This window comes from Psychrobacter sp. CAL346-MNA-CIBAN-0220 (assembly GCF_040309805.1).
GTDB lineage: Bacteria > Pseudomonadota > Gammaproteobacteria > Pseudomonadales > Moraxellaceae > Psychrobacter.
In genome coordinates this window covers 241,546-258,117 of record NZ_JBEOPF010000004.1, presented here as the reverse complement: position 1 = coordinate 258,117, position 16,572 = coordinate 241,546, and the positions used below count along the sequence as shown (strand labels likewise).

At 43.7% G+C, this 16,572-nt stretch carries 15 protein-coding genes; 5 read left to right on the top strand and 10 right to left on the bottom strand.

What is annotated here, in order from left to right; translation table 11 throughout:
* Positions 1–294 precede the first annotated feature (294 nt).
* Positions 295–1,662: a saccharopine dehydrogenase NADP-binding domain-containing protein gene (locus AAEY88_RS10010; RefSeq protein WP_350561960.1), complete on the top strand. Its 1,368-nt coding sequence runs from the start codon at positions 295–297 to the stop codon at positions 1,660–1,662.
* 787 nt (positions 1,663–2,449) lie between these two features.
* Positions 2,450–2,956, top strand: coding sequence for a hypothetical protein (locus AAEY88_RS10005; protein ID WP_350561958.1), 507 nt, complete (start codon positions 2,450–2,452; stop codon positions 2,954–2,956).
* 162 nt (positions 2,957–3,118) lie between these two features.
* Here AAEY88_RS10005 and AAEY88_RS10000 read toward each other — a convergent pair whose 3' ends face one another.
* Complete coding sequence (locus AAEY88_RS10000; protein WP_350561956.1) at positions 3,119–5,686, bottom strand: Tex family protein; 2,568 nt, start codon at positions 5,684–5,686, stop codon at positions 3,119–3,121.
* Positions 5,687–6,033: 347 nt separating this feature from the next.
* On the opposite strand from AAEY88_RS10000, the gene ompR reads away from it, so the two are divergent.
* Together ompR and AAEY88_RS09990 are read left to right on the top strand one after the other, a co-directional pair.
* Positions 6,034–6,795, top strand: a complete 762-nt coding sequence (gene ompR, locus AAEY88_RS09995; RefSeq protein ID WP_350561954.1) for a two-component system response regulator OmpR — start codon at positions 6,034–6,036, stop codon at positions 6,793–6,795.
* Between the two features lie 32 nt (positions 6,796–6,827).
* Positions 6,828–8,006: a GTP-binding protein gene (locus tag AAEY88_RS09990; protein ID WP_350561952.1), complete on the top strand. Its 1,179-nt coding sequence runs from the start codon at positions 6,828–6,830 to the stop codon at positions 8,004–8,006.
* 97 nt (positions 8,007–8,103) lie between these two features.
* Here the strand turns inward: AAEY88_RS09990 and AAEY88_RS09985 are convergent, their stop codons facing one another.
* From AAEY88_RS09985 to ubiG, 4 genes are all read right to left on the bottom strand, one after another.
* Positions 8,104–8,370, bottom strand: a complete 267-nt coding sequence (locus AAEY88_RS09985) for a DksA/TraR family C4-type zinc finger protein (protein ID WP_350561950.1) — start codon at positions 8,368–8,370, stop codon at positions 8,104–8,106.
* 203 nt (positions 8,371–8,573) lie between these two features.
* Complete coding sequence (locus tag AAEY88_RS09980; protein ID WP_350561948.1) at positions 8,574–9,374, bottom strand: YciK family oxidoreductase; 801 nt, start codon at positions 9,372–9,374, stop codon at positions 8,574–8,576.
* Between the two features lie 108 nt (positions 9,375–9,482).
* On the bottom strand, positions 9,483–10,193 hold the full coding sequence (locus AAEY88_RS09975; protein WP_350561946.1) for an HAD-IA family hydrolase: 711 nt from the start codon (positions 10,191–10,193) through the stop codon (positions 9,483–9,485).
* An 82-nt stretch (positions 10,194–10,275) separates the two neighbouring features.
* Positions 10,276–11,103, bottom strand: coding sequence for a bifunctional 2-polyprenyl-6-hydroxyphenol methylase/3-demethylubiquinol 3-O-methyltransferase UbiG (gene ubiG / locus AAEY88_RS09970; RefSeq protein WP_407074447.1), 828 nt, complete (start codon positions 11,101–11,103; stop codon positions 10,276–10,278).
* 495 nt (positions 11,104–11,598) lie between these two features.
* On the opposite strand from ubiG, the gene AAEY88_RS09965 reads away from it, so the two are divergent.
* A complete protein-coding gene (locus AAEY88_RS09965; RefSeq protein WP_350561944.1) occupies positions 11,599–12,219 on the top strand; it encodes a thiol:disulfide interchange protein DsbA/DsbL in 621 nt (206 codons plus the stop codon).
* 121 nt (positions 12,220–12,340) lie between these two features.
* Here AAEY88_RS09965 and yjgA read toward each other — a convergent pair whose 3' ends face one another.
* The 5 genes from yjgA to folK form a co-directional block, all read right to left on the bottom strand.
* Positions 12,341–12,850, bottom strand: a complete 510-nt coding sequence (yjgA, locus tag AAEY88_RS09960) for a ribosome biogenesis factor YjgA (RefSeq protein WP_350561942.1) — start codon at positions 12,848–12,850, stop codon at positions 12,341–12,343.
* 48 nt (positions 12,851–12,898) lie between these two features.
* Positions 12,899–13,837 carry an RNase adapter RapZ gene (gene rapZ / locus AAEY88_RS09955; protein WP_350562081.1) on the bottom strand — a complete coding sequence of 313 codons (939 nt, stop codon included), beginning with the start codon at positions 13,835–13,837 and terminating at the stop codon, positions 12,899–12,901.
* Between the two features lie 134 nt (positions 13,838–13,971).
* Positions 13,972–14,850: a pantoate--beta-alanine ligase gene (panC, locus tag AAEY88_RS09950; protein ID WP_350561940.1), complete on the bottom strand. Its 879-nt coding sequence runs from the start codon at positions 14,848–14,850 to the stop codon at positions 13,972–13,974.
* A 132-nt stretch (positions 14,851–14,982) separates the two neighbouring features.
* Positions 14,983–15,783 carry a 3-methyl-2-oxobutanoate hydroxymethyltransferase gene (gene panB, locus AAEY88_RS09945; RefSeq protein WP_350561938.1) on the bottom strand — a complete coding sequence of 267 codons (801 nt, stop codon included), beginning with the start codon at positions 15,781–15,783 and terminating at the stop codon, positions 14,983–14,985.
* Between the two features lie 217 nt (positions 15,784–16,000).
* Entirely contained in the window at positions 16,001–16,501 is a 501-nt protein-coding gene (gene folK, locus AAEY88_RS09940; protein WP_350562079.1) for a 2-amino-4-hydroxy-6-hydroxymethyldihydropteridine diphosphokinase, read from the bottom strand.
* Positions 16,502–16,572: the final 71 nt, after the last annotated feature.

Below are 16,572 nucleotides of genomic sequence, written 5' to 3'. Positions count from 1 at the left end.
GTTTCTATTCTTGAATGTGCTCAGATGATTTTGTCAGCTCAATTCTTTACATTATTACTAGCCAGCAATCTGCTATAAACATAAGTAGCTTACGCTCAGCTTTTATACTCTAATTTTTATATCAGTTTTTATATCGACCGTGAAAAACAAGATCCAGTAATTAGATTTTTGTTTTATAACGATTATTTAAAGTTAGTTGCCATTCATATCATCTTCATTTATCTAATAATCACCTGTATAACAATTATTTTTATAACAAACGTTTTTATATAACAGTCATTAAGGACAACCAATATGGACAATAATACACAAACAGCGTCAGATTTTAATAAGTCAGATAAAACAAAGCAGGCTAATAATGGAAATCGTCCTTATGCAGTGGTTTTATATGGTGCTACTAGCTTTGTAGGACAAATAACCGCTCACTACTTGGCACAGTTTTTATCCAATGCAGAAACTGATGCTAGCTCAGTATCTAAAGACAGCTCAACAGCCAAATCAGCAGTAACTTGGGCGATAGCAGGTCGCGATGAAGACAAGCTTAAAAAATTGCAGACTGAAATCAGTCACAAAAAAGATGATGGCGCAACACCTACTAAAGTAGATATTATCATTGCGGACAGTAACGATGAGGCCAGCCTCGATGAGATGACTCAACAAACACAGGTTATCATCTCAACCGTTGGCCCTTATCTGAAGTATGGTGAGCCACTGATCAAATCTTGTACCAGTAACGGTACCGATTATGTGGATCTCACTGGTGAGGCTATCTTTATCAAAGACATGATGGACAAATACCAAGATTCCGCTAAGCAAAGTGGAGCACGGATTGTCAACTCATGTGGCTTTGACTCTATCCCCTCAGACTTAGGCGTCTACTTCACTCAGCAGCAAGCCGAAGCGCAATTTGATAAAGTCTGCAATGTTATTCATATGCGCGTAAAAGCGGCTAAGGGCGGATTGTCCGGCGGTACCATTGCTTCGATGGCCACTATTTTTGAAGAAGTCGGTCAAGATAAAGAACGTCGCCGACAATTGGCCAACCCGTATCTACTTAATGACGATCAAGACGTTCCTGATGCGCGCCAAGATAATGTCAGTAAGCCGGAATACGATACCAAGCATGGCCGCTGGCTGGCACCCTTTGTGATGGCCAGTATTAATACGCGTATCGTCCATCGTAGTAACCAGCTGCTCGACTACGAATATGGCCGCGATTTTAAATATGACGAAGCGATGTGGATGCAAGATGGGGTCAAAGGTCAATTGATGAGCTATGGCTTAAGTGTGGGACTATTAGGTTTCGCTACTGCCATGACCTTTAAGCCCAGTCGTGAGTTTCTATCAAAGCACGTTCTAACCAAGTCAGGTGATGGCCCATCTAAATCTGAGCAAGAAAATGGCTTTTTTGACATTCGCTTCTTTGGTAAGACTTCTAAGAATGACAGCATTACTACCAAAGTCACGGGCGATAAAGATCCAGGCTATGGCAGCACCTCACGTATGCTGGCCCAATCAGCATTGTGTCTGGTGCAAGATATTGCTAAAGAGGATGTTAAAGGTGGCTTTTGGACGCCAGCATCAGCTATGGGTGATAAGCTATTAACGCGACTTAAAACCCATTCTGGCATCTGCTTTGAAGTCGTGGATGATGCTAAGTAGTGTGTACTGATTGATAATTAGGCTGGTTTTTTTATAAATGTTATTAGAGAGGTATACAGTTCGATAGTCCTTTATATCAGCTGTTAATTAAATGACCATATCTTAGCAATGAGATATGGTTTTTTATCACCTACCTTTAATTATTTATTCCTATCGAATGTTAATAAACGCTACCATCCTATCTATTTGATAACGAATATTTCTGGATTCTTACTTTTTAATACATTAAGATAAATATTCTTAACGTATTGTTATATCGATGGTCAAGAAGTCAATACTGACGTTATTAATAACATAGCAATCAACCACATCTTTGCCGTGATTGACGTTCCTAATAATGATAAGTAAAAACGTCCTATACACCTAAATACTGATTGAGTTCTTATCATTAAATAAAATGATAGAGCTACGAAACGTCAAAAAATATCCTAATATTAATATAACAACACGACTACAGCAGTTGCGCAATGTCACATGAAAACATCAAGCCGTTAGACTATTAATCTATGTACTACTGAACTATTAGGGTTTTAGTTGCTACTCTTACATTCAGAGGTTCTGACCGACTTAGTTTGGTTTATGAATCACTGTGTTCGTACTAATCATGACAATCACAACCGTGGTTATCGTGATTTTATTTTATCTATCTGTATTATGTTAGATATACTAAATACACATATTTGAAATTGTAAATAGAGTCGAGCTGCACGAAACAACGTTAAATGTTAGTCAAGTTTAAGAGTGCTTTAAACGGACACTTTAAATATGTAAATCAAGGAATCAATTAATGAAAAACCGTACTTTACCTTTGTCGCTACTCATTGGCGCTGCCCTTACTATCCCAAGTTTAGCAATGGCTGCACCTACTAATACTATGCCAGTGAATATGCAAACTGCGACTGCTGACAATACGCTTCAGACTGAAGTCAAAAGTGCCGATGGTGGGCTAGCGTCAGTCCAAGTGAGTCCGTTTGAGATTAGTGAAACAAAAACCTTTTCACGTACCAGCACGAACAATCGCAATAACAAAGAAGCCGTCGCGACTCAGATAGAAACCATGCAAGACCCACAACAAGCCATGCAAGACCCACGACAAACCATGCAAGACCCACGACAAACCATGCAAGACCCACAACAAACCATGCAAGATCCACGACAAACCATGCAAGACCCACAACAAGACATGCAAGATCCACAACAAGACATGCAAGACCCACAACAAGATATGCAAGATCCACAACAAGATATGCAAGATTCGGAAGAAGACATGCAAGATTCACAAGAAGTGATGTAACTGTAACCACTCATTAGATAAGAAAGATAAAAAATTACGACGGTAAATTTTTTTAGCAAAACAGCTTTCAAATAGATATTTTAGACCAAAAAAGGCAGCCCGATGGCTGCCTTTTTTAGTCTTGTTTATTTTTATTGAGCAATTAGTTGCTGATATATCCAACTACTTCTTAGATTTGGCCACGCCTGCTTCTTTTAAAAGTGCGCCGAGTGTACCCATTTTGATTGGTGCGTCTGCTTTGGGCTTCGGTGCTTTACTACGATTATCAGTAGCATTCGCACTGCCTTTGTCATTTCTATCTTGACGCTTACCGCGCGGTGCTGATGGGCGTTTATTAGTATCAGGACGTTTGTTAGCATCAGGACGATTACTGCGCGGACGACTGGTTTTGTTGTCGTCACTGCTATTGTTATCGGTTGCAGTAGATTTAGCGGCTGTCCGTGCTGGCTTTTCAACTTCTGGTTTCATACTAAAGCCGATACGGCCACGCGACTCATCAATAGCAATAACGCGAACTGAGATGATATCACCTGGTTTGACGCGGTTCATCGGATCCGCAACGAAGTCATTGGCCATCTGTGAGATGTGTACCAAGCCATCTTGATGGACGCCAACGTCAACGAAGCAACCAAAGGCAGTGACGTTAGTAACCACACCCTCTAAAGTCATGCCTTCAGTCAAATCTTTGATGCTATTGACATCATCGCGGAAGTTTGCAGTTTTAAACTCCGGACGCGGATCACGGGCAGGTTTGGCCAGCTCTTCTATGATGGCTTTGACACTAACATTATCGTCATTAGCAGCAAGGGCTTTAATTTCAGTGGTATCGATACTATTAAGCACACCATCATTGCCCAGTACTTCCGCTAACGCTTTGCCCGTTTGCGACAGTAGCGTTGCGACCAATTCATAGCTTTCCGGATGAACCCCAGTCGCATCAAGTAAATTACTACCGTCATGAACGCGTAAGAAACCTGCGGCTTGCTCAAAGGTTTTAATCCCTAGTCGCGGGACGTTTTTTAGGGCTTCGCGGCTATCGAATGCACCGTGTTCTTTACGGTAGGTCACGATTTGCTGAGCGACATTGCGATTGAGACCGGCAATGTGTGCCAAGATCGCAGGACTGGCGGTATTGACGTCAACGCCGACCGCATTCACGCTATCTTGGGTGACTTTATCAAGGCTATCTGCCAATTGAGTTTGGTTAACATCATGCTGATATTGACCGACGCCAATGGCTTTTGGATCGACTTTAACCAACTCTGATAAAGGGTCTTGTAGACGACGGGCAATAGAGACTGCCCCGCGTACTGAGACATCCATATTGGCAAGCTCATCACTGGCAAGCTCACTGGCCGAATATACCGACGCGCCAGACTCATTAACGATAACTGCTTTGGCTTGCAAGCTGTCATTGGCTGCCAAAATCTCTTTAATCATTGCATCTGTTTCGCGGCTAGCGGTACCGTTACCAATCGCCACTAAATCGACGTTATAAGTGCTTAGCAGTTTATCAATGACTGTTTTAGCTTCAGCCATTTTATTATCAGGCGCAAATGGATAGACAGTGGCCACTACTGGCTTATCCGCCTCATCGAGCATAACATGGCCTTGGGCATCGACAATGGCCATCTTGACGCCATGACGGATGCCAGGATCGACGCCTAAGATAACTTTGCGACCCGCAGGCGCTGACATCAATAAATGCTGTAAATTATTGGCAAATACATCAATGGCATCCGCCTCTGCGGTCAGACGCTTTTCAGTCAATATGCGATGCTCAATATGTGGACGCCACTTATCTTTCCATAAGCTACTTGCTGCCTCGCTTAAAAACTCGCGACGAGCGTCAGGGGCTTTAACATCGATATCAAAATATTTAACAATTTTTTCGATAAACGGCGCGTCTTCGCCTTCAATCTTTAGGCCTAAGACGTTTTCTTGGCGACCACGTAGCATGGCTAATAAGCGATGATTGGGCAAACGTGCGAGGCTCTCACTATGTTCAAAGTAGTCTTTGAACTTCTCACCGACTTCACGCTTCTCATCACTGGCAACCGCAGAGACAATACTTGCTGTCTTCGCAAAACCGTTACGTAACGTATCTAGTAGGCCTAACGCTTGCGTCCACTCATCAACGATGATGGCTTGCACGCCAGCAAGTTGTTTTTCAATATCGCTGAAGTCGACTTCGATCTCGTTACCGCTATTATCAGTAACGCTAGATGGCGCTTGATAATCCGTAAGCGCATCCGTTGGGGTAATTTCTTGGGTCAAAACCGCTTGGGCAGCGGTATCTAAGCCAGCCGCACGAGCTTTAGCGGCTGGTGAACGGCGACGCGGACGATACGGCAGATAAATATCTTCAAGCTCAAGCTTGGAGGTCGCCTTATCAATACGGGCTTGTAGCTCGTCTGTTAAATTGCCCTGTGTGCTTAACAGCTCAATGATTTTAAGGCGGCGCGTTGCCATATCACGCTCATAGTTGAGCGACTTTTCTAGCGCACGTAACTGTACATCATCAAGGTTTTGGGTCTTTTCTTTACGATACCGTGCAATGAATGGCACGGTATCACCCGCATCGTAGAGTTTGACAAACGCATTGACTTGAGCAGTCTTAATGCCAAGCGCGCGAGCAAGCTTGTCGTGAATATTCGCGTGTGTGGTTGCATCCAAGCCCTGCGCATTTGTCGAGGTCTTAGATGACGTTAAGGTATCAGTGCTACTCATATACGTATCAATCATTGAGAAATGTAGTTTGGCATTATAGCAAAAGCTGGATGAATAAAAATCCTTTTTATAATTTCGTTACTTATCATAGTTTTTATGGCGTAAATCACCATATATTGTCAGCCCTGCGCCTTTGTTAAACAAACGCATACAGCATTTATGCGCACGAGTGATGCAATTGGTGGTGCAATCTTATACACTAAAGCGGTACAGCGATAAATATTAAGCAATACTTAGCTGTTGCACAAAAGTTGTGGTTGTCCTATAAAATCTTATAATAGCGAATAAATGACCCTTCACCCAATTAATCACTCTGACAATAGTAATGTTCATTAAGGGATTCTTGCATGACTGACAATAAAAGCTCCGATAAAATGACTCAGCGCATTTTAGTGGTCGATGATGATGCGCGCCTGCGCTCTTTGCTGCAACGCTTCCTAGAAGACGACGGTTTTGTCGTGCGTACCGCTCACGATGCCAGTCAGATGGATAAATTGATGCAACGTGAACTGTTCTCTTTGGTGGTATTAGATTTAATGCTTCCAGGAGAAGACGGCATTAGTATTTGTAAACGTCTACGTGAAGATAATAGTGATATTCCTATCATTATGCTGACCGCTAAAGGTGGGGATGCCGATCGCATTGCCGGTTTAGAGGCCGGTGCGGATGACTACCTGCCTAAGCCCTTTAATCCAAAAGAGCTATTAGCGCGTATCAAAGCCGTGCTGCGCCGCCAAAATCGTGAGTTACCGGGTGCACCCAGCTATCAGCTTGAGGTGGTCGAATTTGGCCCTTGGACGCTTGATTTGTCTACTCGTACTCTTAAACGTGATGGTAACTTGGTAACGCTAACCACTGGTGAATTTTCAGTATTAAAAGCCTTAGTTCAGCATCCCCGTGAGCCTTTAACCCGTGATAAGCTGATGAACCTGGCCCGGGGCCGTGAATGGGGTGCAATGGAACGCTCAATCGATGTGCAAGTATCTCGTTTGCGTCGCCTTATTGAAGATAATCCATCACAAGCGCGTTATATCCAGACCGTATGGGGCGTTGGTTATGTCTTTGTACCTGACGAAGCCGAAACTGATGCGACCAAGACCACTGATTAGTTGATAGCTCTTAGCTCAGGTTTCCATATTTTATGACCACATCCTCAATCTTGCAAAACGTACCCTGTACTTTAGTGACAGGGTTTTTGGGTGCCGGTAAGACTACCGTCATCAATCAACTGCTGGCTACTAAACCTGCTGACGCGCGCTGGGCGTTATTGATTAATGAGTTTGGGCGCATTGGTATTGATGGCGCATTGCTGGCAAGTGCGCAACAGGGTAAAAACGGACAAAACAATATCGCTATTCAAGAGGTTAGCGGTGGCTGTATTTGTTGTACCAGCCAATTGCCGCTACAAATCGCGCTAAGCCGTTTATTGAGTGAGCACCGTCCGCAGCGCCTCATTATTGAGCCCACAGGCCTGGCACATCCGCGCGAGCTGTTACGCCAACTTAGTGCCCCACATTGGCAAACGGCTCTATCCATGCGAGCCGTTATTACCGTACTCAGCGCGGTACAATGGCAGCAAGAGAAATATCGCAGCCACGATGGCTTTCAAGCGCATGTACGCGCGGCTGACGTGGTAGTGATTAATCGTTATCAGCAACTTGCTGCGCTTGACCAACAGCAGTTGCAAGATTGGATTACCACGCTAAATGCCCATGCAAGCGTTATTTGGACGACCTCTGATCAAGGGGCTGAGCATGAATTAGTAGAGTTGATGCTAAACCAGCTAACGGCGCAACTTGACCAGCCCAGTCAGGTTATCTCGCAGCTGCGCCTAACCAATACGAGCCAGTCCCGCATTAGTTTAACCTTACCTAAGCATTTAGCCCCAAACACCTCAACTACGTCTGGTGCGTCTGTTAATAGTGTTGAGGTAAATACAAACAATGAGCTGCCCTATCGCTATCATGATCAGCAACAAGGCATGCTATTAGGCGGTTGGCGACTGCCACCTGAGTGGGTGTTTGCCACCGATGAATTACAACAGTGGCTATTACAACTGCCAAACTGGCAACGTATTAAAGGCCTTGTGCATACGTCAGACGGCTGGCTACAGCTGAACTTTACCCCTGATAGCTTCACTATTAATGACACTAGCGCACAAATTGATAGCCGATTAGAGGTCATATTACTTGCTGACACCAATATAACAAGCAAGCCCATTACTACGGTAAAAAATGGTAGCGCAGAGACTAAAAATAAGCAGCAACAACCTATAGATTGGGAAGTATGCGATCGTGAACTGATGGCGCTGATTCTTTAAAAAAGACTATGAAATAACGCTTATAGAGTACTTCAAATAACAAAAAAGCTAACATTGACTCACAGTGTTGGCTTTTTTATTAATTTTTCAATCTCTATTAGCGTAATTGACTGTCTTTACTACCGCGCCGATTAAAGAGCTCAGCTGCCCTAGCTTCTTGCTCAAGCTCAGTCTGACAACCAATGCAATGCTGAACCCCAGATACTGCTACCCGCCGTGCCTCCGGAATTGGGTTACCGCATTCATCACAGAACTCTGCGCTATCCCCTTTCGGTAGCGAGCTGCGTACTCGGTCTAAGGCATCATTGACCGTTGCATCCATCTGTTCGTGCTCTGCCCCATCTCTTGACCATCCACCTGCCATAATCGTATCCTTTGTAATTTACTAATCACTTATTATTGCCAATTACTTTTTATTAACAGTTGCTTATTATTAATACTATAAAACTGTTTAAGAACAGATAGATGGGGATAAATGACCCTTCTTTCAATATAGTAATCGGCATAAAAGACATTAGAAACAGACCATTTACATTGACATTTTAGGTCTAGATTGAATTCCTAAAACTAGTCTTTTGGTTGCAGCGCCACTACTTGCCCGCGCACATTAATACTGGCATCACTCATTAAACAAACATAACCAGCCATAATTTCTGCAGGGGTTTTAAGGGTCATTGGGTCCTCACCTGGAAAAGCATGGGCGCGCATATTAGTACGGGTGCCGCCGGGATTGATACAGTTAAAGCGCAAATTGCTGGTATTTTGGGTCTCTTGGGTAAAGATATCGCTCATCCCTTCAGTAGCTTGCTTTGACAATGCATAAGCACCCCAAAATGCGCGTGGATGAGTACCAACAGTGCTTGAGGTAAAGACAATAGAGCCATTTGCAGCATCTTTGAGCAGTGGTAATAGCGCTTGGGTCAACATAAATGTGGCAGTAACATTAACCTTCATAACTTTAGCAAACATATCGACATCATACATCTCGAGCGGCGTCAGCACACCTAATAGGCCCGCATTGTGCAATATGCCATCAAGTTGCCCCACTTCTTTAGTGATTAGCCCTTCTAACTGCTGCATTTCATTATAGGTTGCCGCCTCTAAATCCATTGGTAGAACCGCCGGCTGCTTGCCACCCATGCTTTCGATTTCATCATAAACCGCTTCAAGCTTGCTACTGGTACGACCTAATAGCAGTACAGTGGCGCCGTAGCGGGCATAGGTTAGTGCGGCAACCCGTCCAATACCAGCGCCTGCACCAGTAACCAAGATAGTTTTGCCATCTAGGCAGTTATCTACTGGCTCAAAGTTACGAATATCGTCATGGTTTAAAGAGGGCTTAAAATTTTGATTGGTGCTGTCGCTCATTAGATTACTCACTACTTATCGATTTATTTTGGAAACTACTGTTAAACATTTACCAGCTCATACACAGATTTATAAATAGTAACTTCTTTTAAATAGTAACTTCTTTATTTATAAATATTCAAATTTACCTGATGACAGCAATAGCTTATTTAACTGCTCAGGGGTGTCAGTAATATAGCTTGCCCCCCATTGCTTTAAACTTTTCTGATCTTCAGGTGGAATATAGCCGTAAGCGGCTAAAATAGTCGGCATCCCAGCTGCATTGCCGGCATCAATATCACGGATATGATCACCGACATAGAGTACGCAACTAGCGCCGCCACGTGGTATCCCCAGTTTTTCTAATGCCAAATACATCGGTTCAGGATCGGGCTTAGAGCGTGAGACATCTTCAGGGCAGACCAATACCGCACAACGCGCATCTAACTGCATTGTCTTTAATAACTGTTCAGCTAAATAGCGCGGCTTATTGGTAACAATGCCCCACGGTACGCCTTTTTGCTCAAGTGTGGTCAGTACTTCTTCAAGCTCGCCAAACACGCAGCTATCCACACAGATATCCGCTTCATAATCATCTAAAAACTGTTGGCGAAATTTTAGTAGTTCCTCATCGCTTACCGTTGATTGCTCATTATGGTGTAGCATGAGCTTGACCATCGCTGACGCTCCGGAAGAAACTTGTTCACGAATGTCAGACTCAGCAGGCGCTTGCCAGTTATTCTCTCCGCTCATTTTACCGATAATTCGTACAAAATCGGCGGCGGTATCGATTAAGGTACCGTCAAGATCAAATAAAACTGCTTTTACAAATTGGGACATGACAGATGCTCTTATGGTTATTACAAGTGACGCTAAGCGATAGTGACGCCAATAGAGGGCGAATTTAAATATAGTGGACTCACTATAATGGTTTCTGTACCGCCATCATATAATTAACATCAACATTTTGCGCCAGCCAATAACGCTTGGTCAGCGGATTGTAGTGTAGCCCGATGATATCTTGGCGGGTAAATCCAGCATTAATGGCCATTTTATCAAGCTCAGCGGGGGTGATAAATTTAGCATAATCATGGGTACCACGGTCGAGCAAGCGCAGCACATATTCGGCACCAACAATGGCAAATAGATATGATTTGGGGCTTCTATTAATGGTAGATAATACACAAACGCCGCCGGGTGCAAGGAGCTCAAAGCAAGCTTGAACAATAGAAGCGGGATTCGGCACATGCTCAAGCATCTCCATACAGGTCACCACGTCAAACTGGCCGGCATGGGTTGCTACTAAGCTCTCAATCGCAATATGCTGGTAACGCAAAGTATTATTTAAGCCACTTTGCTCAGCATGGACACTGGCCGCTTTTAGGTTTTCAGTTCCTAAGTCAATACCGGTCACCTCAGCACCGCGACGCGCCATAGACTCTGCTAAAATACCGCCGCCACAGCCTACATCTAGGATTTTTTTACCCGTGATTCCCGTGTCAGCGCTCTTGTCCGAGCGGTTACTGATGTAGCCGCGCTTGACGTTTTCTTCTATCCAATTAAGGCGTAACGGGTTGATTTGATGCAAAGTTGCAAATGCACCGGTATTGTCCCACCATTCATTGGCCAGTTTATTGAACTTATCGACTTCGCTAGGATCAACATTGGTCACGGTATTTACCGCCTCATTCATGCTAGTGTCTGTCTGGCTACCAGTATCGTGCGCAGCAGAAGGTACATCTGAACTCATAGCGTGTTCCTTTATTAGCGTTATTAGTAAATGTCGTTAGTACCATATAAAATCAGTATTTTATATCAAACGGCTAGTTATTAAAGCGTTTATGTCTAAATGTCTATAGTAGTGATAGACAGCTGCAACAGTATGCTACTTAATGTCGTATAAGGTTAATGTTAGCATGACAATGGTCGGTTTGTCGTGAAGGCTTATGTGCCTGATTGTGACTACCTTCAAAAGTTATGCTTGGATTAATAAAGCAATTAATCGCTATCTTTATGGCTAAACAGTAGGCATTTTTTCAGGGTTGATATTATATTGGGCAACCGTAGTAGGTCTTAGTAAGTTACTATTAATAATGCCTCACAGCTTTACAACCTTTGGTTAAGAATCCAGTTCACAAGCACTACCGTTTTACGTTATTATAGGCAAACTTCAGGCAAACTGCGCCTAACGCTTTATCATTTATTATCTTTAAATCCTCAAGTATTTATCCCTCAAGGAAACAGTATGAAACGTGTCATCGCATTGACTGGTCTGGCCTTCGCCATTGGACTTGCCAGCACGGGCGCCCAAGCCGCCAATTATGTCGCAGGAAAAGACTACCGGGTGCTAGACAATCCAGAGAACATCAGCGGTGATGCTATCGTTGTACGTGAGTTCTTTTGGTATGGCTGCCCGCATTGCTATAACCTTAACCCGCATATGGAAAAATGGGCAAAGACCAAAGGTAAAAACGTGGCCTTCTTTAAGACCCCAGCCGCGCTCAATCCTGTTTGGGAAGCCAGCGCCCGCGGCTTTTATTCAGCCCAGCTTTTAGGCTATGAAGATAAAACTCATGATGCTTTGTTTGAAGCAGTACACACAGACGGTAAACAACTCTTTGATCAGGCCTCACTAAGCAAATGGTATGCATCAAAAGGCGTTGACCAAAAGAAATTCAACAGTCTTTATAACTCTTTTGCCGTGGGTACTAAGATTGGGCGTTCACAAGCAGGCGCTAAGCGTTATCAGCTGACAGGAGTACCGGCAGTCGTAGTCCAAGGTAAATACGTTGTGACTGGTGAAGGGGCTAAGGTGGTTAAAGTGGTTGACTATTTAGTCGATAAAGCACGTGCTGAGAAAAAATAGGGTGCGGTAAAAAAAGTAAGCGCTAACTATTTACGATCAAATCATTAATTAGCGACATTAAAAAAAGCCAATCATTACTGATTGGCTTTTTTGTATTTAACTTTTTATAGTGGTATTTTAGCTATTTTAGTTGCGTCAAAATAGCCACTTCACGAATATAACTGACCAAATCTTCCTTAGACTCCTGCATCAGCTCATCATCTTGCATGTGCTTGGCGTATTCAATCCATAATAACAATTGGTATAGGCTATTGCGCTCAGAAGCTTTGTACTGCTTCACAAACTGTTTGAGTGTGCCCTCGTCATTGATATTCAAACGCTCAGACCAACTTTCTATTTTAGCCACTTGTTCACTAGCAAAGAAGGCCTCAAACAGAGCTTTGACCAGTTCGTGACGGTTTTCTTCACTGATTAGCTTACCCACTCGTTTGGTCTGACGATTACGTGCATTAGCACTAGTAATGTCGGCAAGTGCCATTAGTTCTGCCATAAAATAGTCACTGGCAGGGAGCTTTTTTAGCTGCTTTTTGGATAAGCTGGACAGTGGTATCGACAGCGTTTGTAAGCGCTCATGGGCTTTTTTAAGTTCAGTGCGCGAAACGCGCATGTCATGTTCTGACCAGTCAATCATACAAGCTTTCCAAAATAATGAATAAAAAATAGAGGTGGCACATAAGGCTTACCAGCGGCGTTTTTCTCGATGCTTAGCGACGACGGTTAAACCTTCTGGCAAATTACCGTTAAGTCTACGCTGTAACTGCTCAGTAATAAAGACCGAGCGGTGTTTACCGCCCGTACAACCAATGCCGACCGTCACAGTATGGCGGTTATTGTGCAAAAAATCAGGCAACCATCGGCTTAAGAACGTAGCGATATCGTCGGTCATTTCAGCTACCTCAGGATAATCGGCAAAGAAATCACCGACTTCAGCATCCAGACCAGTCGCCGTACGCAGTGTAGGGTTCCAATGAGGATTGGGCAAAATTCTAACATCAAATACAAAATCAGCATCGATAGGACTGCCATATTTAAAGCCAAAGGACAGCAGATTGATGACAATCTTATTGTCCGCCCCAACATGGTCACGAAGACACTCTTTTAGCTGATGGATATTGAGCTTACTGGTATCAATTTTAATATCAGCACAACTGGCAATCGGCTCTAACAGTTCGACTTCTTTTTTAATAGCAGCGGGCAAATTATAGGTGGTATTCCCTGAACCTTCGGCGTCTTGCGCCATCAAGGGATGCACGCGGCGGGTCGCATTAAAACGCGCTACTAACGTATTCTCTTGCGCCGTTACATAGATTACTTTAACCGTCTGCGCACCATAAGTCTGCTTTAAAGACTCATGGATCACCGCAAAGTTAGATAAATCTGCCCGTGGCGAGCGTATATCAACCCCGAGCGCGATACGCCGTATGCTGCTCTCACTTACTAACTTATGAGCAGCTTCAGGAACTAAAGATAAGGGCAAATTGTCAATGGAGTAGTAACCCAAATCTTCTAAAATATTTAATACTGAGGTTTTGCCTGAACCTGAACGCCCTGACACCACTAAAATACTGATGCTGTCATCTGTCGATTGTACTGGCGTTACTGGGTGCTCTTGATTCATACCTGCTGCTTCCATGACCCATCATCCTAGTCTATTACGTCCATTGAATCACTTTTACACTATTTGCTATCTACTGCCACGTCAACCACTATTGCTTACTAGCTGAACATTTATTAATAGTGGCTGCTTGAAAGCTATTGATTAACATTTATCAGCTGGTTGTCCAGTAAGCGCGCACGACCTAGCCAAGCGGCCACTAAAATAATTAAATCTTGTACATCAAGGGGCGATTTTGAGGTTTTATTATTTAAAGCTTCTAGTTGCAGCGTTTTTACTTCTAGATAATCAATATTAAAACCAGCGTTGCTAATGCGTGTACTTGACTCTACTATAAGAGCTGCAAGTCCTTGCTGAGTATGAGCGCCATCTGCTAATTGTTGTGCCAAATACTGTAATTCTTGATGCAAAATTGGCGCTACTTGCCGCTCTGCCGGACTTAGATATTGATTGCGCGACGATAGAGCCAAACCGTCTACCGCGCGGACAATAGGTGCGGCGATAATATCAATAGAATAGCTCAAATCACGTACCAATTGCTTGATAATAGCCAATTGTTGATAGTCTTTTTGGCCAAATATGGCCACGTCAGGCTGTACGATATTAAACAACTTAGAGACGACAATGCCAACCCCGTCAAAATGATCTGGACGCGATTGTCCGCACAGCTGGACAGTAATCGCACCGGCACGAATTGAGGTAGATGGCGGTAACACCGCATACATCTCATCGACATGGGGTGCAAAGATATAATCAGTACCGACCGTAGCTAACTTTTTGGCATCGTCGTCAAGCGTGCGCGGATAGCTGTCAAAATCTTCACCCACCCCAAACTGGGTAGGGTTAACAAAAATACTAACCACCACAATATCGGCATGCTGTTTGGCAATTTTTACCAGCTCTAAATGCCCATCGTGTAAATTACCCATCGTCGGCACTAAGGCAATACGCTGCTGACTGCGGTAAGGCTGTAAAGCGGTACGTAGATCTGAGATATAAGGATGGATAATAGGCATTGCTTGATCTTCTTATCTTTTTAAATAAGCCAATTTAAGGTAGGGTTTAATTATTGAAGCACTGCATCTTTTTTTGAGCTACTATAAAAGTATAAACGTGGCTATAACTATATGTTATAGCCAAACTATATTCTAGCTAAATTGGTGTTGCTCTGTTGGAAAACTACCCTCACCTACCGACTGTTGATATAACGCAAATGCCCCTTCAATACTGCGGGCAGTGTTACGCTCATCGGTCAAAAAATCATGTACGAAGCGCGGAACGCGGCCATGGGCCATACCGAGCATGTCATGCATGACGAGCACTTGGCCATCAGTATCAGCCCCAGCGCCAATGCCAATCACCGGTACTGTAACGGCCTCTGTCACTGCTTTTGCCAATTCAGCGGGAACGCATTCTAACACTAGCAACGCTGCTCCTGCGGCAACGACTGCCTGGGCATCGGCAAGTAACTTATTGGCCGCTTCATCGCCGCGACCTTGTATCTTATAGCCGCCAAAAACATTGACAGATTGCGGGGTCAAGCCCAGATGGACACAGGTTGGCGTGCCAGCCATGGCGAGCGTTGTGACTAAGTCACATAACTCACGACCGCCTTCAATCTTAATAACATGCGCGCCCGCTTGCATCAAGCGCCGACTATTGGTCACAGCTTCTGGTAACGTCACATAACTCATAAAAGGTAAGTCTGCTAAGATTAGGGCATGGTCATTACTGCGAGCAATATTAGCCGTATGATAAGCCATATCGTCGACTGTAACGGGCAAGGTTGAATCATGGCCTTGTACGACCATACCCAAACTATCACCGATCAAAATCGCATCAATCTGCGCCTTATCCATCATCCGGGCGAACATCGCGTCATAGCAGGTCAGACAGGTAAATTTAGTGCCGTCTTTCTTGTATTTATTTAATGTCGATAATGTTGTCATAAGACCCTTAATAACTCTATAAAAACAATATTGTTAAAACCGTAATTAGGCAATGTAAGTTTTACTATAATAGTAGTAATATCAATAACAGGGCGCAGCAGAATTCGATCAGCTATCAATTTCTTCTATCGTCAACTCAAAACAGATTCAGCCTCTATAACTATATGACAACATTATGTGAGGTCGACTGACTATATGAATTTTTATGACAATTAGCTTATGTATTGTCTGTCATCAGCTTCAGCCCTGTCCAATCTTCACTTGGTGGATAGCTGCTTATCAACTTATCGCCAATTAATAATTCTGGCGCCAGCTCACGTAGTGGTAACAAGACAAAATTGCGCTCAGTCAATCCAGCATGCGGTATGGTTAATTGCAGCTCTGTAATCTGCTGCTGACCATACAATAAAATATCCACATCAAGACTGCGCTCACCCCAATGGCGACGACGGGCGCGCTTAGCCTGCTGCTCTAACTGTTGGCAAAATGCCAATAGCTCAAACGGCAGCAGCGTGGTCTCAAAACCAACCACTGCATTGACAAAATCAGGTTGATCTTGTGGGCCCATCGGTGCAGAGGCATAAAACGAAGAGACTCGAATATCTTTTATAGACTGATGCTGACGCAAACTATCAAGCGCTTGCTGTAAATGCTCGACCGGTGAACCTAACTCGTTAGCAAGGTTACTGCCCAAGCCTAAATAGCAAGTGAGCCCCATCACAGAATTATCTGAGCTGTTAGCTCTGTTATTGGCACCATTAACAATAGGTACATCAGCTTCAGTATTAC